We start from the raw sequence: 16,146 nt of genomic DNA, 5'->3' as shown, positions 1-16,146 counted from the left end.
ACATCAATCAGTAAGCCATGCTCCAGGTCAGCGTGTAGGTACGCCCGCGCCCTTGGTAGTCATACAGGTAAGCCGGCCCGTAGGTCGGCGAGTAGAACAGCGTCGCACGCTGCCCCCAGACCGTGCTGTATTGCTTGTCCAGCAGGTTCTGGATGCCGGCGCTGAAGGTGCCGAAGCCGGTATCCTGGCTGCCCAGCAGGTCGAAGGTGGTGTAGCCGTCGATCTCGTGGTCGGCATCGTCCTTCAGGCTGAAGGCATGGTTGGCCTGTAGCCGCGCACTGCGGCCATCGCCCTTCCAGCCGACGAACGCGGTAGCCTTGGACAACGAGGCATAGCGGGCATCGCGCTTGATCCAGCCGCCATCGACATCCTCCTCCTCGGAGCGAGTCAGGTGCAGGGTGCCACCGGCTTCCCAGCCTGTCTGGAAGTGTCGGGTCAGAGCGCCCTCAAAACCGAAGTCACGGCTTTTCTGGTCTTCCACATTGATGGTCAGCGTCTGCGAATCGACGTTGATGATCTTGTCCGACCAGATGTAGTACAGCGCCGCCTGGGCATCCCAGTCCAGGTCGGCATAGCGCCAGCCCAGTTCCACCTGGCGGCTCTTGATGCCGGCCAGCGGGTTGTCGGCCACGCTCAATCCGGGCTTGCCGTAGTACTTGGCCGGGTCGGGCAGGTCGAAGCCTTCGCCGTAGTTGGTCCATACCTGGTGGCCATTCTTGAAGTCGTAGATGGCACCGACGTTGAACAGGTTGACCTGGTAATCGTTGCTGCCACCCGGCACACCCTTGAAGTTGCTGACGTCCACATCCATCTGCTGGCGCCGGGCGCCGCCGGACAGGGTCAGGTTATCGGTGGCATGCCAGTCCAGCTGCGCGTATACCGACACGCCATCGACCCGGTAGCTGGGGTAGCGTGCGGCCTTGCTTTCCTTTTCCAGCTCCAGGCCACCCGACTCGGACGACGTCTGGGCGTTGAAGGTGGTCTGCTCGGCGTTGAAGCGCTCGCGGTCCAGGTCCACGCCGTAGGTCAGCTTCAGCGCGTCCCACTGCTTGGCGAACAGGCCCTTGAGGCTGGTGACTTCGAAGTTTTGCTGCGAGGCGGCGAAGTACACCCCGCGCGAGCCGGTGGGCGTGGCGCGGTTGTAGTACGGGAACGGATAGAAGTTGTCGTCTTCCTTGCGGTACGAGGCCTGCAGGTAGAAGTCCTGCCCCAGCACGTCGGTGTGGTGGTAGTTGGCGTTCAGCAGCAGGCGCCGGGTGCGCGGCTCCAGGTCCGACGAGTAGCCACTGCGCAGCTCGGCGTCTTCCAGGTCGGATGGGGCGTTGTAGTTCAGGTTAGGGAAGTAAATGCCGGTGCTGCCGTGGTTGCCCGAGTCATAGTACTGGGCCAGCAGGTCGAGGCTCTGCTGGTCGTTCAGTTGCATCCCCAAGGTGCCGAGCACGTCGATGGTGCGGTTGTATTGCAGGTCGGTCTGGGTGTTGTCGATGAAGATCTGGTCGCCGGCGCCGTCGTAGAAGGCTTCGTTCTGCTCTCCGGAAACCCCCAGGCGGGCGTTGAACCGTTCGTTGCCGCCACTGATCGACTGGGCGAAGCGGGTGGCCAGGTCGTCGCTGTTGTTGAAGCCGCTGCTGGCACCGAGCTGGGTCTCGAAACGCGCCGGGCCGGGTTCGCCCTTCTTGGTCACGATGTTGATGATGCCGCCGGTGGCGCCACCACCGTAGATGGCACTGGCGCCAGACAGCACTTCGACGCGCTCGACGTTGAACGGCGAAATGCTGTCGAACTGGCGTGACAGGCCGCGCGAGCTGTTCTGGCTGACCCCGTCGATCATCACCAGCACATTGCGCCCGCGCATGTTCTGGCCGTAGTTGGTACGGCCTTCCGGCGCCAGGTCGAGGCCTGGCACCAGCTTGCCGATGGCTTCCTTCAGGCTGACGCCGCTGTCGATCTGCTCGCGCAACTGCTGCTGATCGACCACCCACACGGTGCCGGGGATTTCACTGATCGCGGTGCTGGTGCGCGAGGCCACGCTGACCTCGATCGGCTTGAGATTGATCGCCTGCGGCGCAGCGTCGGCCTTGCGCAGGGTCACCGTGCGGGCATCGCTGAAGTGCCAAACCATGCCACTTCCGGCCAGCAACTGCTGCAGCGCCTGCTCGATGCTGTAGCTGCCCTGCAAGGCCGGGCTGGCCTGGCCGGCGACGTCGCCGGTGGTGTACAGCAGGTGCAGGCCGGCCTGGTCGGCGAACGTCGTCAGGGCGTGGTCCAGCGGCTGGGCCGGCAGGTCGAGCTGGACCTGGCGGGCCTGAGTCTGGGCCTGTTCGGTGGCGGTCGAGGCAAATGCCTGCAGCGGGCCGACCAGCATGGCCAGGGCACTGCAGGACATCAGGGCATGGTGAAGCGGACCGCGGCGGCGGTGCAAGGGCTTGAGCATCAGAGGCACGAATGAGCTTCCTGACAAGTCGTAAATGAGAATTGGTTGCTGATCAGTCCCACTACGACGATCTGGCTTGCAGGAACTTGCAGTGCCAAATGGAAAATATTTTTATTTCTGTGCCGGCCTCTTCGCAGCACGAGGCTGCTCCTACAGGGATCACAGTTCGCTGTAGGAGCAGCCTTGTGCTGCGAAGAGGCCGGCACAGGCGAATCAATGAACCACGGCCAACCACGGCAGGTAGGTCACCTTCAGCCCATAACGCTGCTCAAGGGTCCGCAACAGGGCCTCCGGCTCATCGAGGTCGAACACCCCGCTGACCTGCATCGCCGCCAGCTTGCTATCGGACAACACGATCCGCCCATGCCGATAACGCTCAAGCTCCGCCAGCACCTGCCCCAGCGGCTTGCCGTTGAAGATCAGCTTGCCGCGCTGCCAGGCCATCTGCGTGCCGGCATCGGCCGCTACTGCCAGTTCATGTTCGCCAACCTTGGCTTCGCCATGGGCCAATACCACGCGGCCATCGCGACGCACGCTGAAGGTGGCCGCACTCCCCTGCACCCGCTCACCGGCCGTATCGACCACAAAGGGCCGTGAATCATCGGTGGTCTCGAACAAGGCCTCACCAGATTCCAGCACCACCCGCCGCTCACGGTCGCTGAACACCACGCTCAGGGCTGTGGCACTGTTCAGCGTCACCCGCGTGCCATCTGCCAAAGTAATCACCTGTCGCTCACCTACCCCGGTGTGGTAATCCGCCAGCAGCATTGGCGCCTTCTGCCAACCCGCCACACCAACGGCCAACACCAGTGCAGCAGCCACCCCTGCCTGTTTGAGCCAGTTGCGGCAATGGCGCAGGGCCTGGCCGATGTATTTCGCCACCATGCTTTCGGAAACCCCCAGGCGCTGCGCGATCTGCGCCTGGGTCAGGCCGTCGACGCGGTTGAGCAACAGCGCCTGGCGGGCATTGTCGGACAGCTGCAGCAGCGCCTGGTCGAGGATCTGCAAGCGCTCCCGGGCCAGCAAGGCCGCTTCCGGGGCCGGCGCCGGGCAGGCGACCTCACCTGCCCGCTCGCTGTCGTCGTGGCTGGCGGCAATGCGCTGCTCGCGGCGCAAGGCATCGATCGCCAGGTTGCCGGCCACGCGGAAGATGAAACTGCGCGCGTGCAGCACCGGCACCGCCTGCTGGTCGATGTTGACCAGCTTCAGGTAGGTTTCCTGCGCGACATCGGCAGCGCGCTGACGGTCGCTCATGCGCCGGGTCAGGAACTGAAGCAGGTCGTCGTAGTGCTCCTGGAAGCTTGCCAGCAGGCCCGGCGCGGGAGAAGTCAGCATGGGTTCGGGAACGGCCAGTAGGAGAAGTTATCGGGCGTTAATGAGAAACAGTATCTTTCATCTGGACGGTGACTTTCAACGCCGACGCGTATTTGCCACACTGCCCATTCGCCCACTCTGGCAAGGTCGCACTCCATGGCTGCCCGTCTGCACCGCTACGCCCGCCTGTTCCTGGTCCTGCTGCTGGCCTGCGGCCTGGGAGCCTGTGCGCTGTTCCAGGCACGCGACCCGGTCAATATCAGCGTGATCGGTATCGAGCCGCTGCCCGGGCAGGAGCTGGAACTGCGCATGGCGGTGAAGATGCGGGTACAAAACCCCAACGAGGCGCCGATCGACTACAACGGCATCGCCCTGAACCTGGAGGTGAACGGCCAGCCGCTGGCTGCCGGGGTGAGCGACCAGCAGGGGCACATCGGCCGTTATGGCGAAGCGGTGATCGTGGTGCCGGTGAGCATCACGGCGTTTTCCTTCCTGCGCCAGGCCTATGGGCTGGGCCGGGTGGACTCGTTGCAGGGCCTGCCCTATGTGCTGCGCGGCAAGCTGGCCGGCGGGCTGCTGGGGACCGTGCGCTTTACCGACGAGGGCAAGCTGGACCTGCCCAAGGGCGCCTACTGGTAGGCGCCTGGCGGGGTGTGATCAGCGGCTGGCGCTGGCTGCGGCCATCAGCTTGTTGACTTCGCTGCGCACCATGTTGGCGTATTCGGGCGGCGACATGCCATCCAGCTCGGCGCGCACCCACTCGGCCCATTTGCCTTTGCGCCGTGGTTTCTCGGCGATCAACCGTGCCGCTTCGCCCTTGGCCTTGCCCAGGTTGTTCTGCCACAGCTCGAACAGCCGGGCCTTCTCTGCCTCGATCTGCGCCCGTTCCTCGAAGCTCATGTTGGCCAGATTGAAACTCATGAAGGTACCTGCAGGTTTGAAAATGGCCGCTATCTTACACCCAGGTACTGCAACAGCCCAAAGCCGCCGCAACTTTCCCGACGCGCCGGCATCCATTGTTCAAGCCACACCATCGACGAGGACGAGTTCATGGCCCGGAAAAACGCCCCGCTGACCGACAGCGATCAGATCAAGGACCAGGTATTCAGCGAACTGCAGGCGCTGATCGAAGAGTCGGAAAAACTGCTGAACGACAGCGCCGCCCTGGTGGGTGACGAGGCGGAAACCCTGCGCGCGCAGGTAAGCCTCAAGCTACGTCAGGCGCGCAATGCCGCCGACAAGGTACGCAGCAAGGCGCAACCGGTGATGGACGCTACCCAGGACTATATCGGTGGCCACCCGTGGCAGACCGTGGCCATTTCCGCTGGCCTCGGGCTGGTAGTCGGCCTGCTGCTGGGCCGCCGTCACTGACGCCTGGGCCGCCTGGTGCGAATCAGGCGGCCTGCGCCATCGGTATACCGCTGTGGAAGCGCAGCTCCTGGTCCGGTGACTGGATCAGCTCCACCTCTGCTGCGCGCACCAGTTCCACCCGGCGGGCAATGTCTGCCTCTTCGCCATAGTTGTGCGCCAGTTTCAAATAACCCTGGTAATGGCGCGCTTCGCTCTTCAGCAGGCCGTGGTAGAAGCGGCCCAGTTCCTCGTCCAGATGCGGTACCAGCGCGGCAAAGCGCTCGCAGCTGCGCGCCTCGATGAACGCCCCCACCACCAGCGTATCCACCAGCTTGACCGGCTCGTGGGCGCGCACCAGCCGCCGCAGCCCCGACGCATATCGCCCCGCCGACACAGGGCGCAGCGGCACGCCACGACGCTTCATCAGGCGCAGCACCTGCTCGTGGTGCACCAGCTCCTCGCGGGCCAGGCGCGACATCATGTTGATCAGGTCGAGGTGGGTGTTGTACTTGGCGATCAGGCTCAGGGCGGTGCTGGCAGCCTTGAATTCGCAGTTCTTGTGGTCGATCAGCAGGGTTTCCTGGTCGGCGAGCGCCGCTTCGATCCAGGCGTCTGGTGTCGGGCAACCAAGAAAGGCGTCGATTTCGGGGATCAGGGACATGAGCGTGCAACCACAAAGAACTGGCAGGGCCGGCGATTATACCGGCGGCGGCGGGCGGCGCTAGTGACTATGCTTGATGTACATCAAGCGCCAGCGGGGGAAGCGCCGACTATAGTCAGGCATTGGTCGCCACCTTTGAAGGGAGTTAACGCCCATGCAAGCCGTCCGCAGCATCCTCGTCGTCCTCGACCCCGAGCACGCCCACAGCCGGGCACTGACCCGGGCCAAGCTGATCGCCGGCGTCACCGGCGCCCGCCTGCACCTGCTGATGTGCGACAAAAGGCATGACCACAGCGCGCTGCTGAGCCTGCTGAGCAGCCAGCTGCATGATGACGGGTACGACAGCGTCACCCATGAGGAGGCCTGGCGCGACAACCTGCACGACACCATCATCTACGTGCAGCAGGCCGAGGGCTGCGAGCTGGTGATCAAGGAACACCGCCCGGACAACCCGCTGAAAAAGGCCCTGCTCACCCCCAGCGACTGGAAGCTGCTGCGCCAATGCCCGTGTGCCGTGCTGATGGTCAAGAGCGAGCGGCCGTGGACCGGCGGCAAGATCCTGGCCGCGGTGGACGTGGGCAACCAGGACGAGGACCACCGCCGCCTGCATGCCAGCATCATCGACCATGGTTTCGAGATTGCCAAACTGGCCAAGGGCGAGTTGCACGTCATCAGCGCCCATCCGTCGCCGATGCTGTCGGCATCGGACCCGGTGTACCAGTTGAGCGAAACCATCGAGCAGCGTTACCGCGAGGCGTGCAAGGCATTCCAGGCAGAGTACGACATCGGCGAAGACCGCTTGCATGTGGCCGAAGGGCCGGCGGATGTGCTGATTCCGCATACCGAGAAGAAGCTGGATGCGGTGGTGACGGTGATCGGCACGGTGTGCCGCACGGGGATTTCCGGGGCGTTGATTGGTAATACCTCGGAGGTGGTGCTGGATTCGCTGGAGGGGGATGTGCTGGTGCTCAAGAGCGAGGAGGCAATTGCCCACCAGGCGGAACTGGCCCGCGGCTGAGTTCAATCTGTCAGGGCCCTATCGCCGGCAAGCCAGCTCCCACATCGACCGCATTGACCTCAAGTCATGTGCAGTACCTGTGGGAGCTGGCTTGCCGGCGATGGGCTGCGCAGCAGCCCCATTCAACACCAAACGCTAGGCCAACGCTTCCTGCACCTTCGGGTCCAGCCCCTCCCCTGCATTGGCCTCGATCCATTGCGCCAGCTGCCGGCGCATCGCCGGCGTCCAGAAGCTCTGCAGATGCTGCCGTACCCCTTGCACCGCCAGCGCCCGGTCTGGCTCGCTGTCGAAGTAATGGGCAATCTGGTTGGCCATCTTGACCAGGTTCTCACTGCTCATCGGCGCACCTCGGTTTTCTCCGCAATACGACGCTCCTTCAGCAAGCGCCGCTGCTCGTCACTGAAGTCCTGGTAGCGCTTCTGCCACTGCGAAGGCTGGAACACTTTCACCACCTCCACCGCCGTCACCTTGTACTCAGGGCAGTTGGTGGCCCAGTCGGAGTTGTCGGTGGTAATCACGTTGGCCCCCGACTCGGGGAAGTGGAAGGTGGTGTACACCACACCCGGCGCCACCCGCGTACTGACCTTGGCGCGCAGCACCGTCTGCCCGGCGCGGCTGCCGATGCCGACCCAGTCGCCATCCTGGATGCCGCGGCTTTCGGCGTCGGTCGGGTGGATTTCCAGGCGGTCGGCGTCATGCCAGGCGACGTTGCCGGTACGCCGGGTCTGGGCGCCGACGTTGTACTGGCTGAGAATGCGCCCGGTGGTCAGCAGCAGCGGGTAGCGGTTGTTGACCTTCTCCTCGGTGGGCACGTAGCCGGTGAGCATGAAGCGCCCCTTGCCACGTACGAACTGGTCGATGTGCATGGTCGGCGTGCCATCCGGCGCTGCGTCGTTGCACGGCCACTGCAGGCTGCCGTGGCGGTCGATCTCGGCGTAGCTGACGCGGTGGAAGGTAGGCGTAAGGCGGGCGATCTCGTCCATGATCTCGGACGGGTGACGGTAGCTCATCGGGTAGCCCAGGGCATTGGCCAGGGCTATGGTCGCCTCCCAGTCGGCCTTCCCGGCCAACGGCTCCATGACCTTGCGCACCCGCGAAATACGCCGCTCGGCATTGGTGAAGGTACCGTCCTTCTCCAGGAACGAGCTGCCCGGCAGGAACACATGGGCGAACTTGGCTGTTTCGTTGAGGAAGATGTCCTGCACCACCACGCACTCCATGGCCAGCAGGGCCGCAGTGACGTGCTGGGTGTTGGGGTCGCTCTGGGCAATGTCCTCGCCCTGGCAGTAAAGGGCCTTGAAACTGCCGTCCAGCGCAGCCTCGAACATGTTGGGGATGCGCAGGCCCGGGTCAGGCTGCAGGGTCACGCCCCAGGCCTGCTCGAACTCGGCGCGTACAACTTCGTTGGAAATGTGCCGGTAGCCGGGCAGTTCGTGGGGGAACGAGCCCATGTCGCACGAGCCTTGCACGTTGTTCTGCCCGCGCAGCGGGTTCACCCCTACCCCTTCACGGCCGATGTTGCCGGTGGCCATGGCCAGGTTGGCGATGCCCATCACCGCGGTGCTGCCCTGGCTGTGTTCGGTCACGCCCAGGCCGTAGTAGATAGCCGCGTTGCCGCCGGTGGCATACAGGCGCGCTGCGGCGCGGATCTGCTCGGCAGGCACGCCGCAGACCGGGCCAAGCACTTCGGGGGCGTTTTCCGCCAGGCTGACGAAGTCGCGCCAGCGGGCGAAATCCTCGGTTTCACAGCGGGCATCGATGAAGCGCTGGGCCAGCAGGCCTTCGGTGACGATCACGTGGGCCAGGGCGTTGAGCATGGCCACGTTGGTACCGGGGCGCAGTTGCAGGTGCAGCTCGGCGCGGGCGTGCGGCGAGTCGACCAGGTCGATGCGCCGAGGGTCGATCACGATCAGCCGCGCGCCCTGGCGCAGGCGGCGCTTGAGCTGCGAGCCGAATACCGGGTGGGCGTCGGTGGGGTTGGCGCCGATCACCAGCACCACGTCGGCCTGCATCACCGAGTCGAAGCTTTGTGTACCAGCCGACTCACCCAGGGTCTGCTTCAGGCCATAGCCGGTGGGCGAATGGCATACCCGCGCGCAAGTGTCGACGTTGTTGTTGCCGAACGCCGTGCGCACCAGTTTCTGCACCAGGTAGGCTTCTTCGTTGGTGCAGCGGCTGGAGGTGATGCCGCCGATGGAATCGCGACCGTACTTCAGCTGGATACGGCGGAACTCGCTGGCGGCGTAGGTCACCGCTTCGTCCCAGCTGACTTCCTGCCATGGGTCTTCCAGGCGCTTGCGGATCATTGGCTTGGTGATGCGGTCCGGGTGGGTGGCGTAACCCCAGGCGAAGCGGCCCTTGACGCAGGCGTGGCCGTGGTTGGCGCCGCCGTTCTTGTCCGGGACCATGCGCACCAGCTGGTCGCCCTTCACTTCGGCGCGGAACGAGCAGCCGACGCCGCAATAGGCGCAGGTGGTGATGACCGCACGCTCGGGCTGGCCCAGCTGTACCAGGCTCTTTTCGGTCAGGGTCGCGGTCGGGCAGGCCTGCACGCAGGCGCCGCAAGACACGCACTCGGAGGCGAGGAAGTTTTCACCACCCGCCGCCGCCACCCGCGATTCGAAACCGCGCCCGGTGATGGTCAGGGCGAAGGTGCCCTGGATGTCCTCGCAGGCACGCACGCAGCGGCTGCAGACGATGCACTTGCTCGGCTCGTAGTCGAAATACGGGTTGGATACATCCTTTTTCTCGGCCAGGTGGTTGGCGCCGTCGTAGCCATAGCGCACCTCGCGCAGGCCCACCTGGCCGGCCACGGTCTGCAGCTCGCAGTTGCCGTTGGCCGAACAGGTCAGGCAGTCCAGCGGGTGGTCGGAGATGTACAGCTCCATCACATTGCGGCGCAGGCCGGCCAGGCGCGGGGTTTCGGTGTGCACCACCATGCCTTCGCTGACCGGGGTGGTGCAGGAGGCCGGGTAACCGCGCATGCCTTCGATTTCCACCATGCACATGCGGCACGAGCCAAAGGCTTCGAGGCTGTCGGTGGCACACAGTTTGGGGATGCTGGTGCCGAGCATGGCCGCGGCACGCATCACCGAAGTACCGGCGGGCACAGTGATGGCGCGGCCATCGATGCTCAGGCTGACCTGTACCTCGCTGTCACGGGCCGGGGTGCCGAGGTCGCTGCTTTTATCAGAAGCGGGGTCGAAGAAATTGATCACTGCGCGGCCTCCGTGTGGGTCAGCCCGAAATCGGCGGGGAAGTACTTCAGCGCGCTGGCCACCGGATAGGCGGTCATGCCGCCCATGGCGCACAGCGAGCCGTATTGCATGGTGTCGCACAGGTCGCGCAGTAACAGGGCCTGGTCATGCCGTTCGGTCATGTCGCTGATGGCGATCAGCCGGTCGACCACTTCCATGCCCCGGGTCGAGCCGATGCGGCACGGGGTGCATTTGCCACAGGACTCCTCGGCGCAGAACTGCAAGGCGAAGCGCGCCATGCTGGCCATGTTCAGGGTGTCGTCGGCCACTACCACACCACCGTGGCCGAGCATCGCGCCCATGGCGGCGAAGGCTTCATAGTCCAGCGGCGTGTCGAAGTGGCTGGGCGGTACCCAGGCACCCAGCGGGCCACCAACCTGCGCGGCCTTCAGCGGCCGGCCGCTGGCCGTGCCGCCGCCATAGCCTTCCACCAGCTCGCGCAGGGTCAGGCCGAAGGCGCGTTCCACCAGGCCGCCCTGGCGGATGTTGCCGGCCAGCTGGAACGGCATGGTGCCCAGCGAGCGGCCCATGCCGAAGTCGCGGTAGAACGCCGCGCCCTTGGCCATGATGATGGGTACCGAGGCCAGGGTGAGCACGTTGTGCACCAGCGTCGGCAGGCCGAACAGGCCCTGCAGCGCGGGCAGCGGAGGCTTGGCGCGGACGATGCCGCGCTTGCCTTCGATGGATTCGAGCAGCGCGGTTTCTTCGCCGCAGATATAGGCGCCGGCGCCGACCCGCACTTCCAGGTCGAAGGCCTGGCCGCTGCCGGCCACGTCGCTGCCGAGATAGCCGGCGTCACGGGCGATGGCGAAGGCCTGGTCGAGCACGCGGATGGCGTCGGGGTATTCCGAGCGCACATAGATGTAGCCCTTGTCGGCACCCACGGCGAGGCCGGCAATGATCATGCCTTCGATCAGCAGGAACGGGTCGCCTTCCATCAGCATGCGGTCGGCGAAGGTACCGGAGTCACCCTCGTCGGCGTTGCACACCACGTACTTCTGCCCGGCCCCGGCGTCACGCACGGTGCGCCACTTGATGCCGGCCGGAAACGCCGCACCGCCGCGGCCGCGCAGGCCGGAATCGAGCACGGCGGCGACCACCTCGGCACCGTCCAGGGCCACGGCCGCTTCAAGGCCGGCGAAACCGCCATGGGCACGGTAGTCGTCCAGCGACAATGGGCGAGTGATGCCGGCGCGGGCGAACAGCAAGCGCTGCTGGGTCTTGAGGTAAGGGATGTCCTCGACCGGCCCCAGGGCCAGCGAGTGGCCACCAGGTTCACCGGTAAAGGCGTCGAGCAAGGACGGCACGTCTTCCGGGGTGACCGGGCCGAAACCCAGGCGCCCTTGCGCGCTGTCGCACTCCAGCAGCGGCTCCAGCCAGTAGAGCCCGCGGGAACTGGTGCGCTGGATGTCCAGCGGCAGCTGGCGGCGCTCGGCCTCACGTTGCAAGGCATCGGCGACCTGGTCGGCGCCCACGGCACGGGCTACCGAATCGCAGGGGATGTACAGCTTCAGCATGCTGCGTCCTCCCGGCAAGCGTTGACCAGCGCGCGCAGGCGCTCAGGGGTAAGGCGCGCATGCACCTGGCCGTCCAGTTCCAGCGCTGGCGAGCAGGCACAGGCGCCCAGGCAGTACACCGGGCGCAGGCTGATGGCGCCGTCGGCGCTGGTGCCGTGGTCGTCCAGCGCCAGTTGTTCGCGCAGTTGCGCGGCCAGCGCCTCGGCGCCCCGGCTCTGGCACGACTCGGCGCGGCACAGGCGCAGGGTGTGGCGCGCCGGTGGCGTGGTGCGGAAATCGTGGTAGAAGCTGATCACCCCACGCACCTCGGCCAGGCTGAGGTTCAGGGCATGGGCAATTTCGGCGACAGCGGCATCGGGGATGTAGCCGATGTCGTGCTGGATGGCATGCAGGATCGGCAACAGCGCGCCGGGGGTATCCTTGTCACGGGCCAGAATGCGGTGGATCACAGGCAGGTGGAGCAATTCATCAGGCATACAGCGGACCTCGGCATCACGGACCCTGCCTGAATTGTTGTAAGGGCAGGTATCCGGCGTGTTCTGCTGCGGCGCGCCGGCCACGTCACGGTTGCGTGGTACCAGCGGCCTCCTTGCCTGCGGCCGCACGTCTGCGCGCGCTGGTCCGAGGCATCCTGCAAGCATGGCACTTGTGGCGCCGGGGGGTTGCGTGCGAACGACCAGGCGCATCCTGAAACCGACGCGGGTTGTTTCTGGCCTTATGCAGTCTGCTGCGCTGTCGCTTAGAGAACTGAATTCGCAAGCGGTCCGCGTACCCAGTGGCAGCGGCTTTAGCCGCGAAGAATCCAACGCGGTGCATGGCACCGGCTGCGCCGGTGTTCGCGGCTAAAGCCGCTCCCACAGGGTCCCTGCTAATTCAATGAGTTATGTGCAGTCCCATGAATGCATGGTATGCGCAAGGCTTCAAAGCTGCACGGCTTTGTCGATCAGTGCTTGCCTTCCACCGCCTTGGCCGTCTCGATCAGCTTGTCGAACTTGCGGTTCAGCTGGGCAAAGCGCTCATCGCTCTTGGCCCGCGCCTTGACGTTCTGGTCCGAGCTGGCCTTGTCGGCGATGGTCACCACCGTCCAGTCCCGGTCCTTGGCCACCCAGTACACCAACTCACCTTCAGCGGAAAACGCCTCGAGCCGGCCACCACTGTTCGGCACAGGCTTGGCCTGCCTGGTCATCGGCAGCAGTTGCTGGACCCGCGCCTCGTCGGTACTGGCCAGCCGCACCTCCACCTGGCGAAGCTGGTCGGCCTCGTTGAACGACGCCTTCACTTGCGTGATGGCAATACCGCCCAGGTTGTAATCGCCCTTCGGGTTGCTCCCCTGAAAGAACTCGGTGGGCACCTGGTAGTGATAGCCGGTGAAATGCTCAACTTCACCGAACTGCTGCTGCAGAATGGCCATGGCCTGGGGCTTGGGCATGCCCAGGGTGAACTGGCCGACTTCCAGCGCCGACCAGGCTTGCAGGGGGAAAAGCGCGCAGGCGAATACCAGCGGCAGGGTCCGTTTCATCGGTCATCTTCCTTGAAAAGAGCCCAGCAACCTAACCCCTGCATGACAATCAGACAATACTGGCAGGGTGCCAAGCCCACCCTGCCCCCGGCTTCAGGCTACCGCCTTGTCCACGCTGCGCCCGGCCTCCAGTTCACGCACCAGCGGCAGCACATGTTCGCCGAAGTACGCTACTTCCTCCTGGAAGTGCAGGAACCCGGACAAGATCAGATCCACACCCACCGCCTTCAGCGCAACGATGCGCTCGGCAATCTGCCGCGGTGTACCGATCAGGTTGGTCTTGAAGCCATCGTTGTACTGCACCAGGTCTTCGAAGCTGGACCTGGCCCAGTTGCCCTCGCCCTCCGGGCTGGCAGAACCGGCATGCTTCACTTCCTGGCCAAACGCCCGCACCGCCTCGGGGTTGGCCTTGTCGATGATCTCCTGCAGCACCGCACGCGCCTGCTCTTCGGTGTCGCGAGCGATGATGAAGGCATTGACTCCAACCTTTACCGAATGGCCGTTGGCCGCCGCCTTGGCGCGGATATCGTCGACCTGCGCCTTGATCCCTTCCACGCTGTTGCCGTTGGTGAAGTACCAGTCCGACACGCGCGCCGCCATGTCCCGTGCGGCACGCGAGCTGCCGCCCTGGAAAATCTCCGGGTGCGGCTGCTGCAGCGGCTTGGGTTTGAGGTTGTAGTTGCGAAAGCGATAGAAGTCGCCGTTGAAGGTGAAGTTGTCCTGGGTCCAGATGCCCTTCAGCGCGCGGATGAATTCCTCGGAACGGCGATAGCGTTCGTCGTGGTCCAGCCAGGGTTCGCCGATGGCGTGGAACTCGCCCTTGAACCAGCCCGAGACCACGTTGATGGCGATGCGGCCGTTGGTGAACTGGTCGATACTCGCCAGCTGCTTGGCCGCCAGCGCCGGGTTCCACGGGCCTGGCAGGATGGCGGCGATGACCTTGAGCTTTTCCGTGGCAGCGAGCAGCGCGTGGCTGATGGTGACCGACTCGTGCTGATTGTCGGCGCCGTAGCCGGCGGTGAAACGGATTTGCGACAGGGCGTAGTCGAAACCGGCCTGTTCGGCGATTTGCGCGAGCTTGCGGTTGTAGTCGATGTCCCAACTGGTGCGTTGCTCGATGGTGCTGACCACCAGGCCACCACTGACGTTGGGGACCCAGTAGGCGAACTTGATCGGGGCTTGGCTCATGGTAAGGCTCCTTGGTGATCCTCGGGTTCAAGGAGGCAGGAGCAGCAAACATGCCAGGCTTTAAAGTGTTTTTATTTCAATGGGTTAGCTGAAATTGGCGGCGATGTTGGCTGCATGCGGTCGAACAAGCTGCTGGATCGCTGTTGCCTGCACAACATCGCCGCCCCGGGGCAGGTCAGCGGTTCTTGCGCATGCCCATATGCGCGTCATCCATCAGCGCCTTGGCCATGTCGCAAAGAAAGTGCGAAGCCCAGACCAGCACCGGTTCGTTGTCCATCACCCCGATAAACGATGCTCGCCGTGAGCAGTCCATCAAGACCGACGCTTGTTCGATGGCATGGTCGCAGCAGTTTCCCGGTTCTACGCGGAACAGTTTCTTGCCGTCCAGCACACCATCCAGGAACGTGGCCGCGCCTACGGTCAGGCCCAGTGTGCCGGTGTCGTCATCCAATTCCTTGTCCATCTGAAACCCTCTTTTGAATCTGCCGGCCAGTGCGATTTCCCGGTTGCAGTCCCTGGCAGGAAAACCACACCGCCCAGGCTGGCAAAATTTGAAAATCAGCTCATCAGTGCAATGTATGCACCGGCTGCCCGCCCCGGAGCTGCACCTGAGCAATCGCCGACTCCAGCAGCGTGCGCACAGCCTCCATTTCATGCATGACCGCCAGGGTCATGATCGTGGCGGGAGATCTGGGGAGCGAGGCTATCGCGTGATGGCCTACGGACAAGGCGCAGAGCACGTATTCCGTGGCCTGGATCAGGGTGTCTTCCAGGTGATGGGGTGAGTCGGAAATGGGGGGATCCGGGACTATTTTGAGCATGGTCACATCTCGATTTCGTGAGAGAAAACCACACCCCATCCCTTGCAGAGAATGGGTGGCGGCTACGTACGGGCCTGCAAGACCGGGGAAGATCGAGAAAAACCCAGCTGACCCGAAGGTCACCCGTACGCAGCCACCATTAAGCACAACCATTGGCACAGACCAACGGCTCGATGATGAGCACGCTTTCGATACTTCCCCAGGCTTGCAGACCCGGTCGTTGAATTTGCAACGACAGGGCGAGACTAGGGGGCTCAGGTTTCCATCGCAATGGTGAAACGGCTTGAAAAGGATGATTCAGAAATGGACTACGAGGAAGGGGAAAAATCTGATTAGTTCTTGTAGGAACTGATATGAGTTTCTCTAAAAAGACTCAAAGATCCGAGTGTGAAGCACAGCGCTTGGCAGTACGCTGTGCTTCTTTCAAATGCTCACTACAACGCCAACCGCGCCAGTCGCTGCAAAGCTCGAATCACCTCCTGATCCCGGTTCTCCAGCACATCCGCCTGAATACGCGCGATCACAGCCTTCAGCAATTCGGTCTGGTTCATCTCTGTATGCTGCTGAAGCGCAAGCATGTCCTCCGCCATGTACGGATTGACCTTCATCGACAACCGCCGAGTAACATTGGAACGCGCAAGCCCGCGCTGCTCTCGCTGTTCATCCAGCGCCTGAAGGAACGTTTGATGCGCCGCATGCAACTGCTCACACTGCTGCGCCTGCACCAACTGTTGGAAATAGTGGGCAAGAAACAACTTGCGCAAATTTGCCCCCGCCTCATTACTGACCGCATGCATGGCCGCATCGAGCACATCCAGATAGACCGCCGGCAAACGCGCCTCAATCGACTTGAGCTGCTGCTTGCGCGCCTCGCGGATGGCCGGCGTGGATTGCGATGGAATGGCGACCACACCATCACAACGAGCGCACACGCCCACCAGAATGTCCTTGGCCACCCCTTGGCCATCGCTAAACGGCACATCCCGGCGAGCATAGTGCGTGGGCACCACTGCCTGGCAATGCTCGCAAAGCGCATTTCCTCTGTCGCCTTCGAAAAAGATCTTCAT

Annotated in this window: 16 protein-coding genes; 3 read left to right on the top strand and 13 right to left on the bottom strand. The window is 63.9% G+C overall.

Features of this window, described 5'->3' with window-relative positions:
- Window positions 1-7: 7 nt before the first annotated feature.
- Together GYA95_RS04955 and GYA95_RS04950 are read right to left on the bottom strand one after the other, a co-directional pair.
- Complete coding sequence (locus tag GYA95_RS04955; RefSeq protein ID WP_015269633.1) at window positions 8-2,434, bottom strand: TonB-dependent receptor; 2,427 nt, start codon at window positions 2,432-2,434, stop codon at window positions 8-10.
- A 213-nt stretch (window positions 2,435-2,647) separates the two neighbouring features.
- Window positions 2,648-3,769 (bottom strand): sigma-70 family RNA polymerase sigma factor, encoded by a 1,122-nt coding sequence (locus GYA95_RS04950; protein WP_015269632.1) that lies wholly within the window; start codon window positions 3,767-3,769, stop codon window positions 2,648-2,650.
- A gap of 135 nt (window positions 3,770-3,904) precedes the next feature.
- Between GYA95_RS04950 and GYA95_RS04945 the strand changes: the two genes are divergently transcribed.
- Window positions 3,905-4,387 (top strand): LEA/WHy family protein, encoded by a 483-nt coding sequence (locus tag GYA95_RS04945; protein WP_015269631.1) that lies wholly within the window; start codon window positions 3,905-3,907, stop codon window positions 4,385-4,387.
- Between the two features lie 18 nt (window positions 4,388-4,405).
- On the opposite strand, the gene GYA95_RS04940 is transcribed toward GYA95_RS04945, so the two are convergent.
- Window positions 4,406-4,669 (bottom strand): hypothetical protein, encoded by a 264-nt coding sequence (locus tag GYA95_RS04940; protein WP_003256287.1) that lies wholly within the window; start codon window positions 4,667-4,669, stop codon window positions 4,406-4,408.
- A gap of 129 nt (window positions 4,670-4,798) precedes the next feature.
- Here GYA95_RS04940 and GYA95_RS04935 point away from each other — a divergent pair, with 129 nt between their 5' ends.
- The gene (locus GYA95_RS04935; RefSeq protein ID WP_003256286.1) at window positions 4,799-5,119 is read left to right on the top strand and encodes a DUF883 family protein; all 321 of its coding nucleotides are present in this window, start codon (window positions 4,799-4,801) and stop codon (window positions 5,117-5,119) included.
- A 22-nt stretch (window positions 5,120-5,141) separates the two neighbouring features.
- Here GYA95_RS04935 and miaE read toward each other — a convergent pair whose 3' ends face one another.
- The gene (gene miaE / locus GYA95_RS04930; RefSeq protein ID WP_015269630.1) at window positions 5,142-5,759 is read right to left on the bottom strand and encodes a tRNA-(ms[2]io[6]A)-hydroxylase; all 618 of its coding nucleotides are present in this window, start codon (window positions 5,757-5,759) and stop codon (window positions 5,142-5,144) included.
- 154 nt (window positions 5,760-5,913) lie between these two features.
- Here miaE and GYA95_RS04925 point away from each other — a divergent pair, with 154 nt between their 5' ends.
- Window positions 5,914-6,777, top strand: coding sequence for a universal stress protein (locus GYA95_RS04925; protein ID WP_015269629.1), 864 nt, complete (start codon window positions 5,914-5,916; stop codon window positions 6,775-6,777).
- Between the two features lie 135 nt (window positions 6,778-6,912).
- Here GYA95_RS04925 and GYA95_RS04920 read toward each other — a convergent pair whose 3' ends face one another.
- The 9 genes from GYA95_RS04920 to GYA95_RS04880 all read right to left on the bottom strand — a co-directional run bounded on the left by GYA95_RS04920 (window position 6,913) and on the right by GYA95_RS04880 (window position 16,146).
- Window positions 6,913-7,116: a formate dehydrogenase subunit delta gene (locus GYA95_RS04920; RefSeq protein ID WP_015269628.1), complete on the bottom strand. Its 204-nt coding sequence runs from the start codon at window positions 7,114-7,116 to the stop codon at window positions 6,913-6,915.
- Window positions 7,113-9,995 (bottom strand): formate dehydrogenase subunit alpha, encoded by a 2,883-nt coding sequence (fdhF, locus tag GYA95_RS04915; RefSeq protein ID WP_015269627.1) that lies wholly within the window; start codon window positions 9,993-9,995, stop codon window positions 7,113-7,115. Before fdhF ends, GYA95_RS04920 begins: the two co-directional genes overlap by 4 nt.
- The gene (locus GYA95_RS04910; protein WP_015269626.1) at window positions 9,992-11,551 is read right to left on the bottom strand and encodes a formate dehydrogenase beta subunit; all 1,560 of its coding nucleotides are present in this window, start codon (window positions 11,549-11,551) and stop codon (window positions 9,992-9,994) included. The genes fdhF and GYA95_RS04910 overlap by 4 nt, the downstream gene beginning before the upstream one ends.
- Complete coding sequence (locus GYA95_RS04905) at window positions 11,545-12,027, bottom strand: formate dehydrogenase subunit gamma (protein ID WP_015269625.1); 483 nt, start codon at window positions 12,025-12,027, stop codon at window positions 11,545-11,547. The genes GYA95_RS04910 and GYA95_RS04905 overlap by 7 nt, the downstream gene beginning before the upstream one ends.
- A 467-nt stretch (window positions 12,028-12,494) precedes the next feature.
- Window positions 12,495-13,070, bottom strand: a complete 576-nt coding sequence (locus GYA95_RS04900) for a hypothetical protein (protein ID WP_015269624.1) — start codon at window positions 13,068-13,070, stop codon at window positions 12,495-12,497.
- A 93-nt stretch (window positions 13,071-13,163) separates the two neighbouring features.
- On the bottom strand, window positions 13,164-14,258 hold the full coding sequence (sfnG, locus tag GYA95_RS04895) for a dimethylsulfone monooxygenase SfnG (protein WP_015269623.1): 1,095 nt from the start codon (window positions 14,256-14,258) through the stop codon (window positions 13,164-13,166).
- Window positions 14,259-14,433: 175 nt separating this feature from the next.
- A complete protein-coding gene (locus tag GYA95_RS04890) occupies window positions 14,434-14,721 on the bottom strand; it encodes a DUF3077 domain-containing protein (RefSeq protein WP_015269622.1) in 288 nt (95 codons plus the stop codon).
- Window positions 14,722-14,824: 103 nt separating this feature from the next.
- The gene (locus GYA95_RS04885; RefSeq protein ID WP_015269621.1) at window positions 14,825-15,079 is read right to left on the bottom strand and encodes a hypothetical protein; all 255 of its coding nucleotides are present in this window, start codon (window positions 15,077-15,079) and stop codon (window positions 14,825-14,827) included.
- A gap of 434 nt (window positions 15,080-15,513) precedes the next feature.
- Window positions 15,514-16,146, bottom strand: a complete 633-nt coding sequence (locus GYA95_RS04880) for a hypothetical protein (RefSeq protein WP_043936103.1) — start codon at window positions 16,144-16,146, stop codon at window positions 15,514-15,516.

Origin of the sequence: Pseudomonas asiatica (assembly GCF_009932335.1) — a bacterium.
In the GTDB taxonomy this organism is placed as follows: Bacteria; Pseudomonadota; Gammaproteobacteria; order Pseudomonadales; family Pseudomonadaceae; genus Aquipseudomonas; species Aquipseudomonas asiatica.
The sequence above is the reverse complement of the archived record's forward strand: the minus strand, read 5'-3'. Positions and strand labels throughout refer to the sequence as shown.